The organism is Caballeronia sp. S22 (assembly GCF_964261745.1).
Classification (GTDB): domain Bacteria; phylum Pseudomonadota; class Gammaproteobacteria; order Burkholderiales; family Burkholderiaceae; genus Caballeronia; species Caballeronia jiangsuensis.
In genome coordinates this window covers 1,154,530-1,171,408 of the sequence record NZ_OZ180035.1, presented here as the reverse complement: position 1 = coordinate 1,171,408, position 16,879 = coordinate 1,154,530, and the positions used below count along the sequence as shown (strand labels likewise).

The window sequence follows — 16,879 nt, the reverse complement described above, 5'->3', positions numbered from 1 at the left end:
GTGCGTGATTCCCGAATATGTCCAGAAGTGGCGTTCGTTCGAAAAACCCGCGCGCAGCGCATGTCCTTTGTGAAGACAGGCGCGCGCGAGCCTCGCGAGACAAAGCCGCGTTATAGATCCTCAGAGCCGAGCAGCATTTCCGTGATGCCTTTGCCTGCCTGCACCATCGGGAATACGTTTTCGGTCGGATCGGTCTGGAAGTCGAGAAATACGGTGCGATCCTTCAAACGCAGCGCTTCCTTCAGCGCCGGTTCGACGTCCGCGGTCTTTTCGACACGAATGCCGACATGGCCATACGCTTCGGCCAGCTTCACGAAGTCCGGCAGCGCGTCCATGTACGAACTGGAATAGCGCTTCTTGTACTCGATCTGCTGCCACTGGCGCACCATGCCCAGATAGCGGTTGTTCAGCGAAATGATCTTGACGGGCGTGTTGTACTGCTTGCACGTCGAAAGCTCCTGAATGCACATCTGGATGGAGCCTTCGCCCGTGATGCAGACCACTTCGTCGTCCGGAAAGGCCATCTTCACGCCCATCGCCGCCGGCAGGCCGAAGCCCATCGTGCCGAGGCCGCCCGAATTGATCCAGCGGCGCGGCTTGTTGAACGGATAGAACTGCGCCGCCCACATCTGGTGCTGGCCGACGTCCGAGCACACGAACGCGTTGCCGTCGGTCAGCTCCCAGAGCTTTTCGACGACGTACTGCGGCTTGATGATCTCGCTCTTGCGGTCGTAAGCGAGGCAGTCCTTCGAGCGCCAGCCTTCGATCTCGTCCCACCACGTGTTGAGCGCCTGCGTGTCCGGGCCGTGCTCGGCGTGCTGAAGCTGCTCGATGAGCTCCTTCAGCACTTCCTTCACGTCGCCGACGATGGGGATATCCACCTTCACGCGCTTGGAGATGGACGACGGATCGACGTCGATATGAATGATCTTGCGCGGCGACGACGCGAAGTGCTTCGGATCGCCGATCACGCGGTCGTCGAAGCGCGCGCCGATCGCGATCAGCACGTCGCAGTTCTGCATCGCCATGTTGGCTTCGTACGTGCCGTGCATGCCGAGCATGCCGAGGAACTTCTTGTCCGACGCGCGATAGCCGCCGAGGCCCATCAGCGTGTTGGTGACGGGATAGCCGAGCAGATCGGCGAACTGGTTCAGCTCGCGCGACGCATCCGCGAGGATGATGCCGCCGCCCGTGTAGATATACGGACGCTTCGCCGACAGGAGCAGTTGCACCGCCTTGCGGATCTGGCCCGAATGGCCTTTCGTGACTGGGTTGTACGAACGCAGCGACACGCTCTTGATCGGCTCGTACTTGCACGGGGCCTTCGACACGTCCTTCGGAATGTCGATCAGCACCGGGCCGGGACGGCCGGTACGCGCGATGTAGAACGCCTTCTTGACGGTCGCGGCGAGGTCGCGCACGTCCTTCACGAGGAAGTTGTGCTTCACGCACGGCCGCGTGATGCCGACGGTGTCGCATTCCTGGAATGCGTCGAGGCCGATGGCCGCGGTGGGCACCTGGCCGCTGATGACGACGAGCGGAATCGAATCCATGTAAGCCGTGGCGATGCCGGTGACGGCATTGGTGACGCCCGGTCCCGAGGTCACGAGGCACACGCCTACGTTGCCTGTCGAGCGCGCGTAGGCGTCGGCGGCATGCACGGCGGCCTGTTCGTGGCGCACGAGGATATGCTGGATCTGGTCCTGCTTGTACAGCTCGTCGTAGATGTAGAGTACCGAGCCGCCGGGATAGCCCCAGATGAATTCGACGTTCTCGTCAGCGAGCGCGCGCATGAGCACGGTGCCGCCGATGGAGTCAGCTTCGTGAGGGGGTGTGGTATCCGACGTGGAGAATTCCGCGCTAGGCATGTTCATTCATCACCTTTCGAATTTTCGGCAAAAAATTGATCGGGTGCTCTCTGCCGGGCTTGTGGCTCGGGTTCAAGCGGCGCGTCTAGGTTTGACAGGCGAACTTCTTGGGCTCGCCTCAAAGCAGACATTTCACTGATGATGCGAGTCAGAAAATGTAACAGCGCCGCGCGAGGCGGGTCAAGTAAAAAGTTTCCGAATGCGCCGATGGCGGCGTTTGCGCGCGGTTTCCGTGGCAAAAGCGGCATGCAGGCGCAGCTTGTCGAATTCATGGCCAATCGTCTGATGCATGTCGCAAGTGGCAATAAAACCTCTCAATTTCTCCGGATGCGGCGAAACTTTGCTAGGATTCGCAGGTTTTCCTAGAACTCCACGATCCTTTCGACGCAAGCTCTTGCGCCGGGTCCCCAACGGATGGCATCAGACAAGGAACTCGCCGACTTCCTGGCGGGCGTCGAAAGACGCGCGTTCAAGCAGACCGTGTATACCGTTCGCGACGACGACGCGGCGCTCGACATCGTGCAGGACGCGATGATCAAGCTGGCGGAGAAATACGGCGACCGTCCATCATCCGAGCTTCCGCTTTTATTCCAGCGTATCCTTCAGAACGCGACGCACGATTATTTCCGTCGCCAGAAGGTGCGCAACACCTGGGTCAGCCTCTTCTCGTCCTTCGGCAACGCCGACGACGACGAATTCGACCCGCTCGAAACCTTCGAATCCGAGGACAGCGCGGTCGGCAGCGAGAGCAGCGAGAACCGTCTGGAGCGCGAACAGGTGCTGAATCTGATCGACGCCGAAATCCAGAAACTGCCGGCACGTCAACGGGAAGCGTTTCTCATGCGTTACTGGGAAGACATGGATGTCGCTGAGACGGCCGCCGCGATGGGGTGCTCCGAGGGCAGCGTGAAGACGCATTGCTCACGCGCCACGCACACTCTCGCACAAGCCCTGAAAGCCAAAGGGATCACGCTATGAGTTCCGCTCTTGAAACGAAGGAAAACGAGTTCGCGCTGAAGGTCGTGCGCGCACTGGACGAAAGCACGTCGAATATTCCGGCTGCCGCCGTCGACCGGCTGCGCGAGGCGCGCCGAGCGGCGATCGCGCGCAAGAAGCCGGAGAAAGTCGCCGTCACGATGACAGCGCCCGCGTTCACGCCGGCGCTGGCCGGCGCGGGCGCCACGCTCACGACCGGCGATGCTGGAGACGATCATCGTCCGAAGGGACTGCTCGCGCGGCTCGGCGGGCTCGGCCTCGCGTGGCCGCTCGCGGCGCTCATCATCGGGCTGGCGGGCATCGCGTATTGGGAAGATCAGCAGCGCAAGGCGGAACTCGCCGACATCGACGCAGCCATGATGAGCGACAGCCTGCCGATCGACGCTTATCTGGATCACGGTTTCAACGCGTACCTGACGCGCAATCATTAAACACTGAATACAGCGGGGGAATTTTCGGGTGAGTTACAAGCGCGGTCTCGCGATTGTCTTTGGTTGCGCGATTGCGGGTCTGGTTGCGTTCGCCGCGACTTATCCGCGCTTTTATTCCACCGCCGGCGCTCCGTCTTCACCGCGCGCGAATCCGGGCGGCGGCTCGGGCACGAGCGCGGATTCGAACGCTTCCACGCTCTCCGCGCTGGGCGCCGAAGGACCGCTCTCCTGGAGCCGTCTCACCGAAGCGCAGCATGCCGCGCTCGCGCCCTTCGCCACGCAATGGGATACGTTTTCCGACGAGCGAAAGCAAAAGTGGCTCAAGATCGCGTCCCGGTTTCATCGGATGTCGCCTGAGGCGCAGAAGCATCTGCATCAGCGCATGGAGGAATGGGTGCGCCTCACGCCCGACCAGCGCAAGGTCGCGCGCGAGAACTATCAGGTTTCCAAATCGGTGCCGCTCGACAAGCGCGAAAAGGCGTGGGACGCCTATCAGAAGCTTTCCGAAGAGCAGAAGAAGAAGCTCGCCGCGAGCGAGCACGTGCGTCGTCCGACGATCGTCTCCGCCCCGCCCACGGGCAAGACCGAAGTGAAGGACATCAACCGCCTCGTCACCGCGCGCGAACAGGGGCACGTTCCCGGCCACGCGGAAGGCGGATCGGGCGCGGCGGCCGCTCCGGCTGCCCCCATCTCCGGCACGCCGATGCAACCGGCCATTCCGAACGCCGCGAGCATCGTGCCGGCCACGCCGATTCCGGTCTCGCCGCAGCAGGCGCCTTCGATGTACAACGGCTCGTGAGCGCTCAGCCCGCCGCACTCGCCATCGATCCGATGCGCGCGCCCACGCTGCGCCGCCGCCTCGCGACGATGCTCTACGAAAGCGTGATCCTCTTCGGCGTGGTGTTCCTGGCGGGCTATCTCTTCAGCACGCTCACGCAGCAACGCAACGGCCTCACGCATCACAACTGGCTGATGTCGTGGATCGGCATCGTGCTCGCGGCGTACTTCGTGTATTTCTGGACACACGGCGGCCAGACCCTGCCGATGAAAACGTGGCGCCTCAAGGTCGTCGACGCGCAAGGCCAGCCCGTCAAACCTGCGCGCGCGTTTGCACGCTATGTGTTCGCGTGGCTGTGGTTTCTTCCGCCGCTCGCGCTTCATCGTCTCTTCTCCCTCGCCGTGCCGCAGACGCTCGCCGTCTTCGCGGCGTGGGTCGCGCTGTGGGCCGCCGCCGTGTGGCTCGATCCGGCACGTCAATTTCTTCACGATCGCCTCGCGGGCACCCGCATCGTTACGGCTCAGCGCACTGCCAAGTAATAAGAACTTCTCGTGACTGTCACGGCTCGGTCACAGCCGCATGGCGCAATGCGCATACCGAAACCCGATGCGCGAGCCAATGGCCTTCAACTCGTCAGTTCACCCGGCGATCGACCCGCCCTCTCCGTTCAGCTTCAACAATAGCGAGCTGCGTACCGGTCCCTTCGCACTGCGATCGGAGTCCACCGAATCATCCGAGTCCGCTTCGGCGGGTGCGCCAGGCTTGTCCGATTCGCGCGCCGCCGCGCCCGTCCATCACGACGAACTCCCCGATCCGGCCGACGAGCCGCATCGGTATCGCACGATCTGGCTCTCGGACATCCATCTCGGTTCGGGTGGCTGCCAGGCGCAATATCTCCTCGATTTCCTGCGGCATCACGAGTCGGAATATCTGTATCTTGTCGGCGACATCATCGACGGATGGCAGTTGCGCAAAGGCTGGTTCTGGCCGCAGGCGCACAACGACGTCGTGCAGAAAATCCTGCGCAAGGCGCGCAAGGGCACGCAGGTCGTCTTCATCCCCGGCAATCACGATGAAGCCGCGCGGCAGTTCTGCGATCTCGCGTTCGGCGATATCCACGTGCGCGGCGAAGCGTTCCACACGACGCTCGCGGGCAAGCGCCTGTGGATCGTGCACGGCGATCTCTTCGACGGCGTGATCCAGCACGCGAAGTGGCTCGCCTATCTCGGCGACACCGCCTACACGATGATCCTGCTGCTCAACCGCTGGTTCAATCGCGTGCGCTCGAAGCTCGGCTTCAATTACTGGTCGCTCTCGCAGTACCTGAAGCATCAGGTGAAGAACGCGGTGAACTTCATCTCGCAGTTCGAGCGCGTGATGACCGACGAAGCGCGCCGCCGCGGCTGCGACGGCGTCGTGTGCGGGCACATCCACAAGGCGGAGATCCGCGACATCGACGGCGTTCTGTACTGCAACGACGGCGACTGGGTCGAAAGTCTCTCGGCGCTCGTCGAGACCTACGAAGGTGAACTGAAGATCGTCTACTGGACCGTGATGCGCTCGCCGGAAGCGCGCACGACGCGCGCACGCGCGACCGTCTAGCCATCGCACCAAGCCATAACAAGCAACACCAACTCTGGGCCGAATCGATGAAAATCATGATCGTTACCGATGCATGGGAGCCGCAGGTCAACGGCGTCGTGCGCACACTCACGCAAACGACGAAGGAACTCACCGCGCTCGGTCATCGCGTCGAGTTGCTCACGCCGCTCGAATTCAGAACGATCCCCTGCCCGACCTATCCCGAGATTCGCCTGTCGCTCCTGCCGGGACAGCGCGTCGCCCAGCGCATCGACGCGTTCGCGCCGGACGCGCTGCATATCGCCACCGAAGGACCGCTCGGGCTCGCCGCGCGCTCGTATGCGCTGCGTCACAAGCTGCCGTTCACGACCGCCTATCACACGCGCTTCCCTGAGTACGTGAACGCGCGCTTCGGCATTCCGGTCACGCTGACATATCGCTTCCTGCACTGGTTCCACAAGAACTCGCAGGCGGTGATGGCGCCGACGCCCGTCGTCAAGGCCGATCTCGAGCGCTTCGGCTTCACCAATGTCGTGCTATGGACGCGCGGCGTCGATCTCGATATTTTTCGTCCGATGGAGTCGAAGGTGCTCAACACCGCGCGGCCGATCTTTCTGTATGTCGGACGCGTCGCGGTCGAGAAGAACGTCGAGGCATTTCTGAAGCTCGATCTGCCCGGTTCGAAGTGGGTCGCGGGCGAAGGCCCGGCGCTCGCGGAGCTCAAGTCGCGCTACACGAACGTCAACTATCTCGGAGTGCTGTCGCAGCCGGAACTGGCGAAGGTCTACGCGGCGGCGGACGTATTCGTGTTTCCGAGCCGCACCGATACCTTCGGCCTGGTGCTGCTCGAAGCGATGGCCTGCGGCACGCCGGTCGCGGCGTATCCGGTGACGGGCCCGATCGACGTGCTCGGCGAACACGGCCCCGGCGCGCTCCACGACGATCTTCACGAAGCCTGCCTGCAAGCACTGAAGATCGAGCGCGCCGATGCGCGTGCGTGGGCCGAGCGCTTCTCGTGGCGCGCGGCGTCGGAGCAGTTCGCATCGCATCTGCGGAAGTTTGGGCCGCGCAACGCCAGCTCGGACCGGGCGGCCGCATGACGCGACGCGCCGTGGCGCAGGAGAAGGCCGAAGCGAACGCGCGGGCCGGGACCTTCGCGGCGGCCCGCGCGCGCGATCCGTTCGACGACGACATCGACGACATCGACGGTAAGCCGGCTCCACCGGCCGAGCCGCTCGGCCCCGACGATCTGCCCTTCAATCCGTATAAGGGCAATCGCGGCTTCACGCGCGCGTGGCACGCGATGAAGAATTCGCTTTACGGCTTTCGCGTCGCGATCCGCGAGGAAAGCGCGTTCCGCCAGGAACTGACGCTCGCCGCGATCCTGTTGCCGTGCAGCCTCTTCGTGCCCGTCTCGCCCGTCGAGCGCGCGGCGCTGATCGTGTCGGTGCTGCTCGTGCTCATCGTCGAATTGCTCAATTCGAGCGTCGAGGCGGCGATCGACCGCATTTCGCTCGAACGTCACGAACTGTCGAAGCGGGCGAAGGATTTCGGCAGTGCGGCGGTGATGGTGGCGCTCGGCGTCTGCGTCATCACGTGGGGCCTGATTCTATGGCCGTTTGCATCCGCGTGGCTCGGGCGTATCTTATAAAAGAGAACACCCGCGCGCGAAGCCAGCATCCGTGCGGCCGAACGACCGGTTTATAATCGTCCGATATTCTCAAAAATAGCAACGGAAGCGGCCGCGCGAACGCTCATCCCGAGCCGACGCGGCCCGATCCCAAGGTCGGACGACATGGAAGCCAAACCACCCCGCCGCACCCGCGAACGGATACTCGAGCTGTCGCTGAAGTTGTTCAACGATATCGGCGAGCCGAACGTCACCACGACGACGATCGCCGAAGAGATGGAAATCAGTCCAGGGAACCTGTACTACCATTTCCGCAACAAAGACGACATCATCAACAGCATCTTCGCGCAGTTCGAGCAGCAGATTCAGAAGCGTCTGCGCTTTCCTGACGATCATCGCCCGACGATCGACGAGATGTGGTCGTATCTGCAATACATGGCGGATTTCCTCTGGGCCTACCGCTTCCTGTATCGCGACCTGAACGACCTGCTCGCGCGCAACCGCACGCTCGAGACGCACTTCAAGCAGATCATCACGCACAAGGTGCATTTCGCGAGCCAGTTGTGCGAGGCGCTCGTCGCCGATCAGGAAATGGTCGCGACGCCCGAAGAGATCAAGGTGATCGCAACCAACATCGGCGTGATCGCCACGTACTGGCTTTCGTATCAGTACGTGATGAATCCGCGCAAGTACAACGATCAGGAAGCGATCCGCGCCGAGCTGCATCAGGCGAGCCTGCATATCATCTCGATCATGGCGCCGTATCTGCGCGGACGCTCGCGCCAGTTATTCGACGACCTCGTATCCGGTAAGCTGCCGAAGCGCGAGTACGCGGACTTCCTGCCGCCCCGCGACGATGCAAAGACCGAAACAAAGGATTCCAGATAAATGAAGGCAGTGTGTGTTTATTGCGGCTCCTCGAACGGAGCCCGCCCCGTCTATGCGGAAGCGGCCAAGGCGTTCGGCCGCGCGCTGGTTCAGAACGATCTTTCGCTCGTGTACGGCGGCGGCCGCGTCGGCCTGATGGGTCTCATCGCCGATGAAGTGCTCGCCGCGGGCGGGCGCGCGGTCGGCGTGATTCCCGAATTGCTGCTCGCGAAGGAAGTCGGCCATACCGATCTCACCGAACTGCACGTCGTGCCCGACATGCACGAGCGCAAGAAAAAAATGGCCGATCTCTCCGATGCGTTCGTCGCGATGCCCGGCGGCGTCGGCACGTTCGAGGAGTTTTTCGAGGTCTACACGTGGGCGCAGCTCGGCTATCACCAGAAGCCGGTCGGCCTGCTCGACGTGAACGGCTACTTCGATCCGCTCCTCGCGATGCTGCGGCATACCGTCGAGGAAGGTTTCATGCGCGCGCCGTATCTGGACATCATCCAGGTCGCCGCCGAGCCCGCCGAAATGATCGACAAGCTCGCGCGCTACATTCCGCCTGCGAACGACAAGTGGTCCGAAAAACGTAACGCCGTCTGAGGAACAGCGCATGTCCAAAGTCATCCTGATTACGGGCGGGAGCCGCGGCATCGGCCGTTCGGCTGCGGTGCTCGCGGGCGCGCGCGGCTGGTCTGTCGGCGTGAACTATGCGTCGAACGCGGCCGCCGCCGATGAAACTGTCGCGGCCGTGCAGGCGGCGGGCGGCAAAGCGATCGCCATCCACGGCGACGTGAGTGACGAAGCCGCGATCATCGCGATGTTCGATGCGACCGAGAAAGCCTTCGGCAAGATCGACGGCGTCGTGAACAACGCGGGCATCGTCGCGCCCGGATCGGCGCTCGCGGACATGGATATCGCGCGCATGAAGCGGATCTTCGACATCAACGTGCTCGGCGCGTATCTCGTCGCGCGCGAGGCGGCGCGCCGGATGTCGAGCTCGCGCGGCGGCAACGGCGGATCGCTCGTGAACGTGTCGTCGGCGGCGGCGCGGCTGGGCGGTCCCGGCGAGTATGTCGACTACGCGGGGTCCAAGGGCGCGATCGACACGCTGACCATCGGTTTGTCGAAGGAACTCGGGCGCGAGGGCGTGCGCGTGAACGCGATCCGCCCCGGCCTCATCGATACCGACATTCACGCGAGCGGCGGCAAGCCCGACCGCGCGCATGTGCTCGGCGTGCAGACGCCGATCGGGCGCGCCGGCACGGCCGATGAAGTTGGCGAATCGATCGTGTGGCTGCTTTCGGATGCGTCGTCGTATGTGACGGGGGCGATTCTGGATGTGACGGGCGGACGGTGAGGCTCGGACGGCGAATTCAAAACCCGCCGTGCCTCGCGAGCCACGCTTCTTCATCGGCCGACATCTCACGCCCGAGAATCCGGTTGCGATGCGGAAAGCGTCCGAAGCGTCCAATCACCTCCGCATGCTCGATCGCCGATTCGTGGAAGCTCGAAACGCCCGTCTCGTCTTTTAGTTTTCCGAAGAGCCGCAGCGACTCGCGCTGGCTTTCGGGCGTTTCGTCGTGTTCGAACGGCATATAGGCGAACGCGCGGTGATACGCGCTCGGCAGGAGCAGATCGTCGCCACGCGCGACCAGCGTCCTCGCCAGCGCAAGCGCGCGGCGATCGCCCGCAAACGCGCGCGGCGTGTTCCGATAGCAATTGCGCGACAGTTGATCGAGCAGAACGATCAGCGCAAGCATGCCGCCTGGTGTGCGCTCCCACTCCTGCAAACCACCCGTCTGGGCCTCTTCGACGAGCGCGCCGAAACGTTCGGTGAGCATCGAATCGAAAGCGCGCTTCTTTTTCCACCAGAGCTTGCGATCCTGGCCGAAATCCGGCGAGCCGGGCTCACCGAACCAGAGATCGAGCACGGCCTGCGCACTCGGGTCCACGCTCACACGAGTTCCAGCACGAGCCGCCGCGTGCGCGCGCTCTTCTTCTCCAGCTTCGCGATGCGCAGCGCGCCGATCTCCCCGGTATTGCGCACGTGCGTCCCGCCGCACGGTTGCAGATCCACGTTCTCGATGCGCAGCAGACGCACGCGGCCGAGGCCCATCGGCGGCTTCACGCTCATCGTGCGCACGAGTTCGGGACGCGCGGCCATCTCGTCGTCGGTGATCCATTCGGTATGCACGCCGTGCGCGCCGCCAATCAGCGCGTTCAGCTTCGCTTCGACGGCCTCGCGCTCGATCGGCTCGACCGTCGCCAGATCGAGGCGCGCGTAATCGGTCGTGATGCTGCAGCCATCGACCGGAAACGGCAGCACCGCGCAGATCAGATGGCTCGCCGTATGCAGCCGCATCCGCCGATAACGCTGCTCCCAGTCAATCTCCGCGCTCACCTTGCCGCCGACCGCGATTTTTGCCAGCGCGTCTTCCTGACCCGGCGCGGGCACATGCACGGCGTCATCGGGTGTCGCGCCTTCGAACTTCGCCTTGCGTGTCTCGGCGATCGCGATGACCGTGCCGTCCGCGAGCGTCAGCGTGCCCGCATCGCCGGCCTGACCGCCGCCGAGCGGATAGAACACGGTCTGATCGAGGTGGATGCCCTGCTCGTCGATGGCGGTGACGGTCGCGTCGCAACGCGTCAGATAGGCGTCCTCGCGAAAGAGTGCGCGTGTGCTCATGTCTTCCATTCCTTGTCTTGCGGGAAAGTTGAAACCATTCGCATTCGATGATGCACCACGCGCGCCACGCCTGAACCGATACAAAACGGCGCGAATCAACCGGGACGGTTGCGCATCCAGTCGGCGGTGTCGAAAAACGACGTGAGCAGGCGCTCGCGCAAGGTTTCGTCGACGCCGATGTCCTCCATCGCCCACGCCATGCAGCGCAGCCACTGATCGCGCTCGTCCGATGCAATCGCGAACGGCAGATGCCGCGCCCGCAGACGCGGATGCCCGAAGCGGTCGATGTAGTGATCCGGCCCGCCCATCCAGCCGCACAGGAACCAGAAGGTCTTGTTGCGCGAATTGTCGAGCGTCGGCGGATGCAGCGCGCGAATGCCCGCGAATTCGGGCTCCAGATCCATCAGGTCATAGAAACGGTCGACGAGCGCGCGCACGCGCTCCTCGCCGCCGATCAGCTCGAAAGCGGTCGGCTTTTGTACTTCGTCTTGAGGATTTACGTCGGTCATTGCTTTGATTCAGAAAACTAGGCATCGCGCAGGGATTGCAGTGCCGGGCGCGCCAGCACGCGCCGCAGGCTCAGCCAGCCGCCGAGCCCCGCGCACGCGACGCCCGCGACGATGCCCGTCGGCACGAGCCACGGATTGAAATCGATATGAAACTCGAACACGCGCGCCGCGAGCACATAGCCGATCGCCTGCGCGCCGATCGCGGCCATCAGCCCAGAAAGCGCGCCGACGGCCACGAACTCGGCCACCTGCACCGAGCGCACCTGCTTGTGCGATGCGCCGAGCGCGCGCAGGAGCGCCGACTCGCGCACGCGTTCGTCGCGCGTGCCGGCGAGCGCCGCGTACAGCACGAGCACGCCCGCAGCGAGCGTGAAGATGAACAGGAACTGCACCGCGCCGATCACCTGCGCGAGCGTGCGATGGATCTGCGCGAGAATCGGCGCGATGTCGATGGCCGTCACGTTCGGATAGCGCGCGACGAGGCCGTCGATCACGCGCTGTTCCTCCGCCGGCAGATGGAAGCTCGTGATGAAGGTTGCCGGAAGGTCGGCGAGCGCATCGGGCGGCATCAGCACGAAGAAATTGACCTTGAACGAGTTCCAGTCGACCTTGCGCACGCTCGTCACGGGCGCTTCGACCGGCAGGCCGGCGACGTCGAAACGCAGCGTGTCGCCCATCTTCACGCGGATCGTCTTCGCGATGCCCTCTTCGATCGACACCTGCGGCTTGCCGTCCCTGCCGAACCACGCGCCTTGCGTCACGCGGTTGTCGCCGGGCAGATCGGTCGTGTAAGAGAGGTTGAATTCACGATCGACGAGGCGCTTCGCATCGGCCTTGTCGTAATTGTCCGGATTCACCGGCTTGCCGTTGATCGCGACGAGGCGCGCGCGGACCATCGGCGAGAGCGTGGCATCGGCCTGGCCGTGCGTGTGCAGGTAGTCGAGCACGCCCGGGCGCTGGTCGGGCTGAATGTCGATGAGAAACTGGTTCGGCGCGTCGGGGGGCGTCGCGTCGCGCCAGCCCTTGATGAGATCGTTGCGCGTCATGCCGATGAGCAGCAGACACATCAAGCCGATGCCGAGCGCGGTAATCTGCAGCGCGCTCGATCCGCTGCGCCGCTCCAGCGACGCGAGCGCATAACGCCAGCCGACGCCCGCGCTGCTCTTCTCGCGGCGTACGAAGCGCGCCGCCGCCCAGAGCGCCGCGCGCGCGATCGCGCCGAACACGAGCAGACCGGCCGCGAAACCGCCCGCGACGATGCCGCCCAGCTTCAGCTCGCCCGCCGCGACGATCAGGAGCGCCGCGAACAGCAGTACGCCGACGCCATACGCGGCATGGGCGACGCGTTGCGCATCGCCGAGCTCGCGGCGGATCACATGCACCGGCGGCACCCGCGTGATCGGCAGGAGCGGCGGCAGCGCGAAGCCGAGCAGAAGCACGAGGCCCATCGCGATGCCTTGCAGCGCCGGCCACACGCTGGGCTGCGGCAACTCGACATCGACGAGCGAACCGAGCCAGTTCAGCAGCACGAGATGGCCGCCGAAACCCAGCACGACGCCGAGCACGCTGCCGATCAGGCCGATCGCGAGGAACTCGTTCAGAAAGAGCGCGCGCAGCGTGCGCTGGCTGACGCCGAGACAGCGCATCGCGGCGCAACCGTCGAGATGCCGCCGCGCGAAACGATGCGCCGCCATCGCGATCGCGACCGCCGCGAGCAGCGCCGTCAGAAGCGAGACGAGCGTGAGAAAGTGGCTCGCGCGATCGATCGTCTGGCGCACCTGCGGCTGGCCGTCGGACAACGATTCCAGGCCGACGCCGCGCAGCTTGCCGCCATCGACCTGCTCGCGCGCGAACTTCGCGAAGCGCTCGACTTGCGGGTCTGAACCGGCGACGAGCAATCGATACGTCACGCGACTGCCATAGCCGACGAGCCCCGTGCCCGCAATCTCGTCGGCGCGCATCATGAGGCGCGGCGAGAAGTTGACGAATGAGAAGCCGCGATCCAGCTCGCGGGTGATGACGCCCGCGACCGTGAACGTGCGCGTGCCGACCTTGACTGTGCCACCGACCCGGGTCTTGAGCGCATCGAGCATGGCGGCATCGACCCAGACGGTGCCGGGCGCGGGAATGCCGTGCGCGGGGGCATCGGGGGCATCGGTGCCGGGCGCGATGCGCAGCGCTCCGCGCAACGGGTAGCCTTGCGTCACGCCCTTGATCGCCGCGAGCCTGGAAAGCGGCTCCGCGGCCGTCGAACTGATCATGCTCGGGAAGATCGTCGTGCCGGCGGTCTCAAGTCCGAGCGACTTCGCTTCTGTCGCGAACATCGGATCGACGGGATGATCCGCGCGCACGACGAAATCGGCGGCGATCATCTGACGCCCGTCGCGAGCGAGCCCCTGACGCATGCGATCCGCGAGAAACCCGACGCTCGACAGCGCCGCCACCGCGAGCACCAGCGCGAGCAGGAGCATCGTGAGCTCGCCCGCGCGCCAGTCGCGCCCGGTCATGCGCCATGCCTGGCGCACCGTCTGCGTGAAGCCGAGTTTGATGGCCGGATGCGAATGCCCTGCCTTGCGTGCAGCCTGATCGTTCGGGAATGCGGCGCTCAATCGTGCTTGCTCCGCAGCCGGTTCATGCGATCCGAGCTCGGCAACATGTGCTTGGCCATACGTGACACGCCGCCGTGTACGCCTCGCGCGAGCCGCGGCAGCGCCCAGCCTGCGAGCACCAGAAATGCGATCAGGAGCACGAGAAACAGGAACGGCACGAAGAGCGCGAGCGTGATGCCCGCGAGCGCGCCGACGTCCTCGGTCGTCGATGCCGCCCAGTTCGATACGGGCTCCGGCGACAGATTGATGAGCGCGCGTGTGCCCGCCTTCGCGAAATGCGATGCCCCGGCGAGCGTGCCGCCCGCGAGCGCCGCGATCGTGAGCATGGCGGGATCGGCGTGGCCGAGCGAACCGGCCGCGAGCACGGCGCCCGCCGGAATGCGGATGAACGTGTGGACGGCGTCCCACAGGGAATCGACGGCGGGAATCTTGTCGGCGAGAAATTCGACGAGCGCGAGCACCGCCGCGACGCCGATCACCCACGGCGAGCCGAGCACCGCGAGCGTATCCGGCAGATGAACGAGCCCCATGCGCTGGAACATGCCGGCGATGAAAACGGTGAGGTACAGGCGCAACCCGCTCGCCCATGACAGACCCGCTGCGAGCGAAAGTGACTCAAGCATTGCCGCCTCCCTAGTGCTGCCTGCTGCCGGCGTTCGCCGCCACGGGACGATCAGCCGGCTGAAAAATGCGGTCTGCCCGGTAAATATCGAAAGAAGCCGCCTACATCCAGGAAGATACAACGAAAAAGCAGGACATAGGAATCGGACGAAAACCGGATGACTCAGACCATTATATCCACGCCGATAAGCGCGGTGCAGCAACGGTTCGAGCGAATGGCGTTCCAGGTGCGCCAGCGCACTGCGGGGTGGCGCGGGCGCAACGGATGAGCGCTCAGTGCCCCGACGAGAGCTTGAGTCCGACCAGCCCCGCGACGATGAGCATCGCGCTCACGATACGCGCCGCCGACAAGGCCTCGCCCATGTACACGATGCCGAACACGAACGCGCCGACCGCGCCGATGCCCGTCCAGACGGCGTAGGCCGTGCCGAGCGGCAACTGGCGCATGGCCATGGCGAGCAGCACGAAACTGCCGATTGCGGTGATGAGCGTAAAGATCGACGGTCCGAGCCGGGTAAAGCCTTCGGACGATTTGAGACCCGCGGCCCACGCGACTTCGAGCAGACCGGCGATGAAGAGAAGAATCCAGGACATCGGGCGACTCCCTTGAAAAATGGGGCCGTCCCCGATGAAACGAGGCGCATGCGGTCGTCCACATGGCCTAAGACCAAAGCTAGATTGTATCAAATTGGTGCATTCGCGGCCCGGCGTATGCGGTATCTCGTCGTGCGGTGCGTGGCCGCGTTCATGAAAACCGTGTATTAAGTAAAACGCGTGCGCGCTGCGCGCGTCCTCGACATAGCCGCTGCAAAAGCCTGAACAAAGGAGCGTTCATGGATGTCGATTCCGTCCTGCTCTCCCGCTTCCAGTTCGCGTGGGTCGTCGCGTTTCATATTCTGCTGCCGGCGTTCACGGTCGGCCTGTCGTGCTACATCGCGACGCTCGAATTCAACTGGTGGATCACGAAACGCGACGTCTACCGGCGGCTCTCGGCGTTCTGGCTGAAGATCTTCGCGGTGTCGTTCGGCATGGGTGTGGTGTCGGGCATCGTGATGCCGTTTCAGTTCGGCACCAACTGGAGCCGCTTTTCGGACGCGACCGCCAACGTCGTCGGCCCGCTGATGGGCTACGAAGTGCTGACGGCGTTCTTCCTCGAATCGGCGTTTCTCGGCGTGCTGCTGTTCGGGCGCAAGCTCGTGCCGCAATGGGCACATGTGATGTCCGCGATTTTCGTCGCCGCCGGCACGGTGATCTCGTCGTTCTGGATACTCGCGGTCAATAGCTGGATGCAGACGCCGCAGGGCCATCGCATGCTGCCCGATGGCCGCTTCGAAGTGGTGAGCTTCTTCGACGTGATCTTCACTCCGTCGTTTCCGTACCGGCTCGGACATACGGTGAGCGCGTTTCTCGTGACGGCGGGCTTCGTCATTCTCGGCATCGGCGCAATGTATCTGCGCCAGGGACGCGCGCTCGAGGAAAGCCGCGTGATGGTGAAGATGTCGCTGATCTTTCTGATCATCATGGTGCCGATCCAGATGGTGATCGGCGACGCACACGGCCTCAACACACTCAAACATCAGCCCGCCAAGCTCGCGGCGATGGAAGGTCTGTGGGAATCCGGCACGCGCGTCCCGGCCAATCTCTTTTCGATCCCGGATCAGGAAGAAGAACGCAATCGCTTCGAGATCTCGATTCCGGTGCTCGGCAGCCTGTATCTGACGCACGATCCGAACGGCTTCGTGCGCGGGCTGAAGGACTTTCCGCGCGAGGACCGGCCGCCCGTGGCCGTCGTGTTCTTCGCCTTTCACATCATGGTGGGCGTCGCGCTTCTGATGTTCGCGCTGGTGCTGTGGGGCATCGTGCAGTTCGCGCGCGGCCGGATCGAGACCAGCTCGCGCTGGCTGCGCGCGGCCACCTGGGCGATGCCGCTCGGCTTCATCGCGGTGATCGCCGGCTGGACGACGACCGAGGCGGGCCGCCAGCCGTGGACCGTGTACGGCATTTTGCGCACGAAGGATTCGGTGACGCCATCGCTCACCGCGGCCGATGTCGGCCTCTCGTGGCTGCTCTACGTGGTGGCTTACGTCGTCATCTTCGGCGCGGGATTCTTCCTGCTGCGGCGGCTCGTGCGCGTCGGGCCGGCGGAAGTCGCGCATGCGCACGAGAAGGACGAACTGGATGCGAAAACACGTGCGGCGCGTCCGCTCTCCGCGGTATCGGCGAGTGCGGGCGGCACGGCGCGGCCCGTCAGCGACGACGATATCGTGCCGCCGGGCCGCGGGCGCATTTAACGTCGA

At 64.3% G+C, this 16,879-nt stretch carries 19 protein-coding genes; 11 read left to right on the top strand and 8 right to left on the bottom strand.

Annotation, left to right across the window (positions count from 1 at the left end; all coding sequences use genetic code 11):
• Positions 1 to 110: 110 nt before the first annotated feature.
• Positions 111 to 1,874 carry an acetolactate synthase 3 catalytic subunit gene (locus ACEN42_RS05540; protein WP_371880838.1) on the bottom strand — a complete coding sequence of 588 codons (1,764 nt, stop codon included), beginning with the start codon at positions 1,872 to 1,874 and terminating at the stop codon, positions 111 to 113.
• A complete protein-coding gene (locus ACEN42_RS05535; RefSeq protein WP_371880837.1) occupies positions 1,871 to 2,140 on the bottom strand; it encodes a hypothetical protein in 270 nt (89 codons plus the stop codon). The genes ACEN42_RS05540 and ACEN42_RS05535 overlap by 4 nt, the downstream gene beginning before the upstream one ends.
• Positions 2,141 to 2,282: 142 nt before the next feature.
• On the opposite strand from ACEN42_RS05535, the gene ACEN42_RS05530 reads away from it, so the two are divergent.
• The 10 genes from ACEN42_RS05530 to ACEN42_RS05485 all read left to right on the top strand — a co-directional run bounded on the left by ACEN42_RS05530 (position 2,283) and on the right by ACEN42_RS05485 (position 9,514).
• Positions 2,283 to 2,846, top strand: a complete 564-nt coding sequence (locus tag ACEN42_RS05530; protein WP_035510010.1) for an RNA polymerase sigma factor — start codon at positions 2,283 to 2,285, stop codon at positions 2,844 to 2,846.
• The gene (locus ACEN42_RS05525; RefSeq protein WP_238293948.1) at positions 2,843 to 3,295 is read left to right on the top strand and encodes a DUF3619 family protein; all 453 of its coding nucleotides are present in this window, start codon (positions 2,843 to 2,845) and stop codon (positions 3,293 to 3,295) included. The genes ACEN42_RS05530 and ACEN42_RS05525 overlap by 4 nt, the downstream gene beginning before the upstream one ends.
• Positions 3,296 to 3,323: 28 nt before the next feature.
• Entirely contained in the window at positions 3,324 to 4,094 is a 771-nt protein-coding gene (locus ACEN42_RS05520; RefSeq protein WP_371880836.1) for a DUF3106 domain-containing protein, read from the top strand.
• Complete coding sequence (locus tag ACEN42_RS05515) at positions 4,091 to 4,612, top strand: RDD family protein (RefSeq protein WP_371880835.1); 522 nt, start codon at positions 4,091 to 4,093, stop codon at positions 4,610 to 4,612. The genes ACEN42_RS05520 and ACEN42_RS05515 overlap by 4 nt, the downstream gene beginning before the upstream one ends.
• A gap of 79 nt (positions 4,613 to 4,691) precedes the next feature.
• On the top strand, positions 4,692 to 5,675 hold the full coding sequence (locus ACEN42_RS05510; protein WP_374191184.1) for a UDP-2,3-diacylglucosamine diphosphatase: 984 nt from the start codon (positions 4,692 to 4,694) through the stop codon (positions 5,673 to 5,675).
• 47 nt (positions 5,676 to 5,722) lie between these two features.
• On the top strand, positions 5,723 to 6,754 hold the full coding sequence (locus tag ACEN42_RS05505; protein ID WP_371880833.1) for a glycosyltransferase family 4 protein: 1,032 nt from the start codon (positions 5,723 to 5,725) through the stop codon (positions 6,752 to 6,754).
• Positions 6,751 to 7,305 (top strand): diacylglycerol kinase, encoded by a 555-nt coding sequence (locus ACEN42_RS05500; protein ID WP_371880832.1) that lies wholly within the window; start codon positions 6,751 to 6,753, stop codon positions 7,303 to 7,305. The genes ACEN42_RS05505 and ACEN42_RS05500 overlap by 4 nt, the downstream gene beginning before the upstream one ends.
• Positions 7,306 to 7,449: 144 nt before the next feature.
• On the top strand, positions 7,450 to 8,172 hold the full coding sequence (locus tag ACEN42_RS05495) for a TetR/AcrR family transcriptional regulator (protein WP_035509992.1): 723 nt from the start codon (positions 7,450 to 7,452) through the stop codon (positions 8,170 to 8,172).
• Complete coding sequence (locus tag ACEN42_RS05490; protein WP_238215029.1) at positions 8,173 to 8,757, top strand: TIGR00730 family Rossman fold protein; 585 nt, start codon at positions 8,173 to 8,175, stop codon at positions 8,755 to 8,757.
• A 10-nt stretch (positions 8,758 to 8,767) separates the two neighbouring features.
• Complete coding sequence (locus ACEN42_RS05485; RefSeq protein WP_371880831.1) at positions 8,768 to 9,514, top strand: SDR family oxidoreductase; 747 nt, start codon at positions 8,768 to 8,770, stop codon at positions 9,512 to 9,514.
• Between the two features lie 16 nt (positions 9,515 to 9,530).
• Here ACEN42_RS05485 and ACEN42_RS05480 read toward each other — a convergent pair whose 3' ends face one another.
• The 6 genes from ACEN42_RS05480 to sugE all read right to left on the bottom strand — a co-directional run bounded on the left by ACEN42_RS05480 (position 9,531) and on the right by sugE (position 15,176).
• The gene (locus ACEN42_RS05480) at positions 9,531 to 10,109 is read right to left on the bottom strand and encodes a DUF924 family protein (protein ID WP_371881070.1); all 579 of its coding nucleotides are present in this window, start codon (positions 10,107 to 10,109) and stop codon (positions 9,531 to 9,533) included.
• Between the two features lie 2 nt (positions 10,110 to 10,111).
• Complete coding sequence (locus ACEN42_RS05475) at positions 10,112 to 10,843, bottom strand: alanyl-tRNA editing protein (protein ID WP_238293954.1); 732 nt, start codon at positions 10,841 to 10,843, stop codon at positions 10,112 to 10,114.
• 95 nt (positions 10,844 to 10,938) lie between these two features.
• Positions 10,939 to 11,352, bottom strand: coding sequence for a group II truncated hemoglobin (locus tag ACEN42_RS05470; protein WP_035509974.1), 414 nt, complete (start codon positions 11,350 to 11,352; stop codon positions 10,939 to 10,941).
• A 17-nt stretch (positions 11,353 to 11,369) separates the two neighbouring features.
• Complete coding sequence (locus ACEN42_RS05465; protein WP_371881069.1) at positions 11,370 to 13,859, bottom strand: ABC transporter permease; 2,490 nt, start codon at positions 13,857 to 13,859, stop codon at positions 11,370 to 11,372.
• A 98-nt stretch (positions 13,860 to 13,957) separates the two neighbouring features.
• Positions 13,958 to 14,584: a DUF4126 domain-containing protein gene (locus ACEN42_RS05460; RefSeq protein WP_187608788.1), complete on the bottom strand. Its 627-nt coding sequence runs from the start codon at positions 14,582 to 14,584 to the stop codon at positions 13,958 to 13,960.
• A gap of 271 nt (positions 14,585 to 14,855) precedes the next feature.
• Positions 14,856 to 15,176 carry a quaternary ammonium compound efflux SMR transporter SugE gene (sugE, locus tag ACEN42_RS05455; protein WP_238215037.1) on the bottom strand — a complete coding sequence of 107 codons (321 nt, stop codon included), beginning with the start codon at positions 15,174 to 15,176 and terminating at the stop codon, positions 14,856 to 14,858.
• Between the two features lie 239 nt (positions 15,177 to 15,415).
• Between sugE and ACEN42_RS05450 the strand changes: the two genes are divergently transcribed.
• Positions 15,416 to 16,873: a cytochrome ubiquinol oxidase subunit I gene (locus ACEN42_RS05450; RefSeq protein ID WP_371880830.1), complete on the top strand. Its 1,458-nt coding sequence runs from the start codon at positions 15,416 to 15,418 to the stop codon at positions 16,871 to 16,873.
• The last annotated feature ends 6 nt before the right edge of the window (positions 16,874 to 16,879 follow it).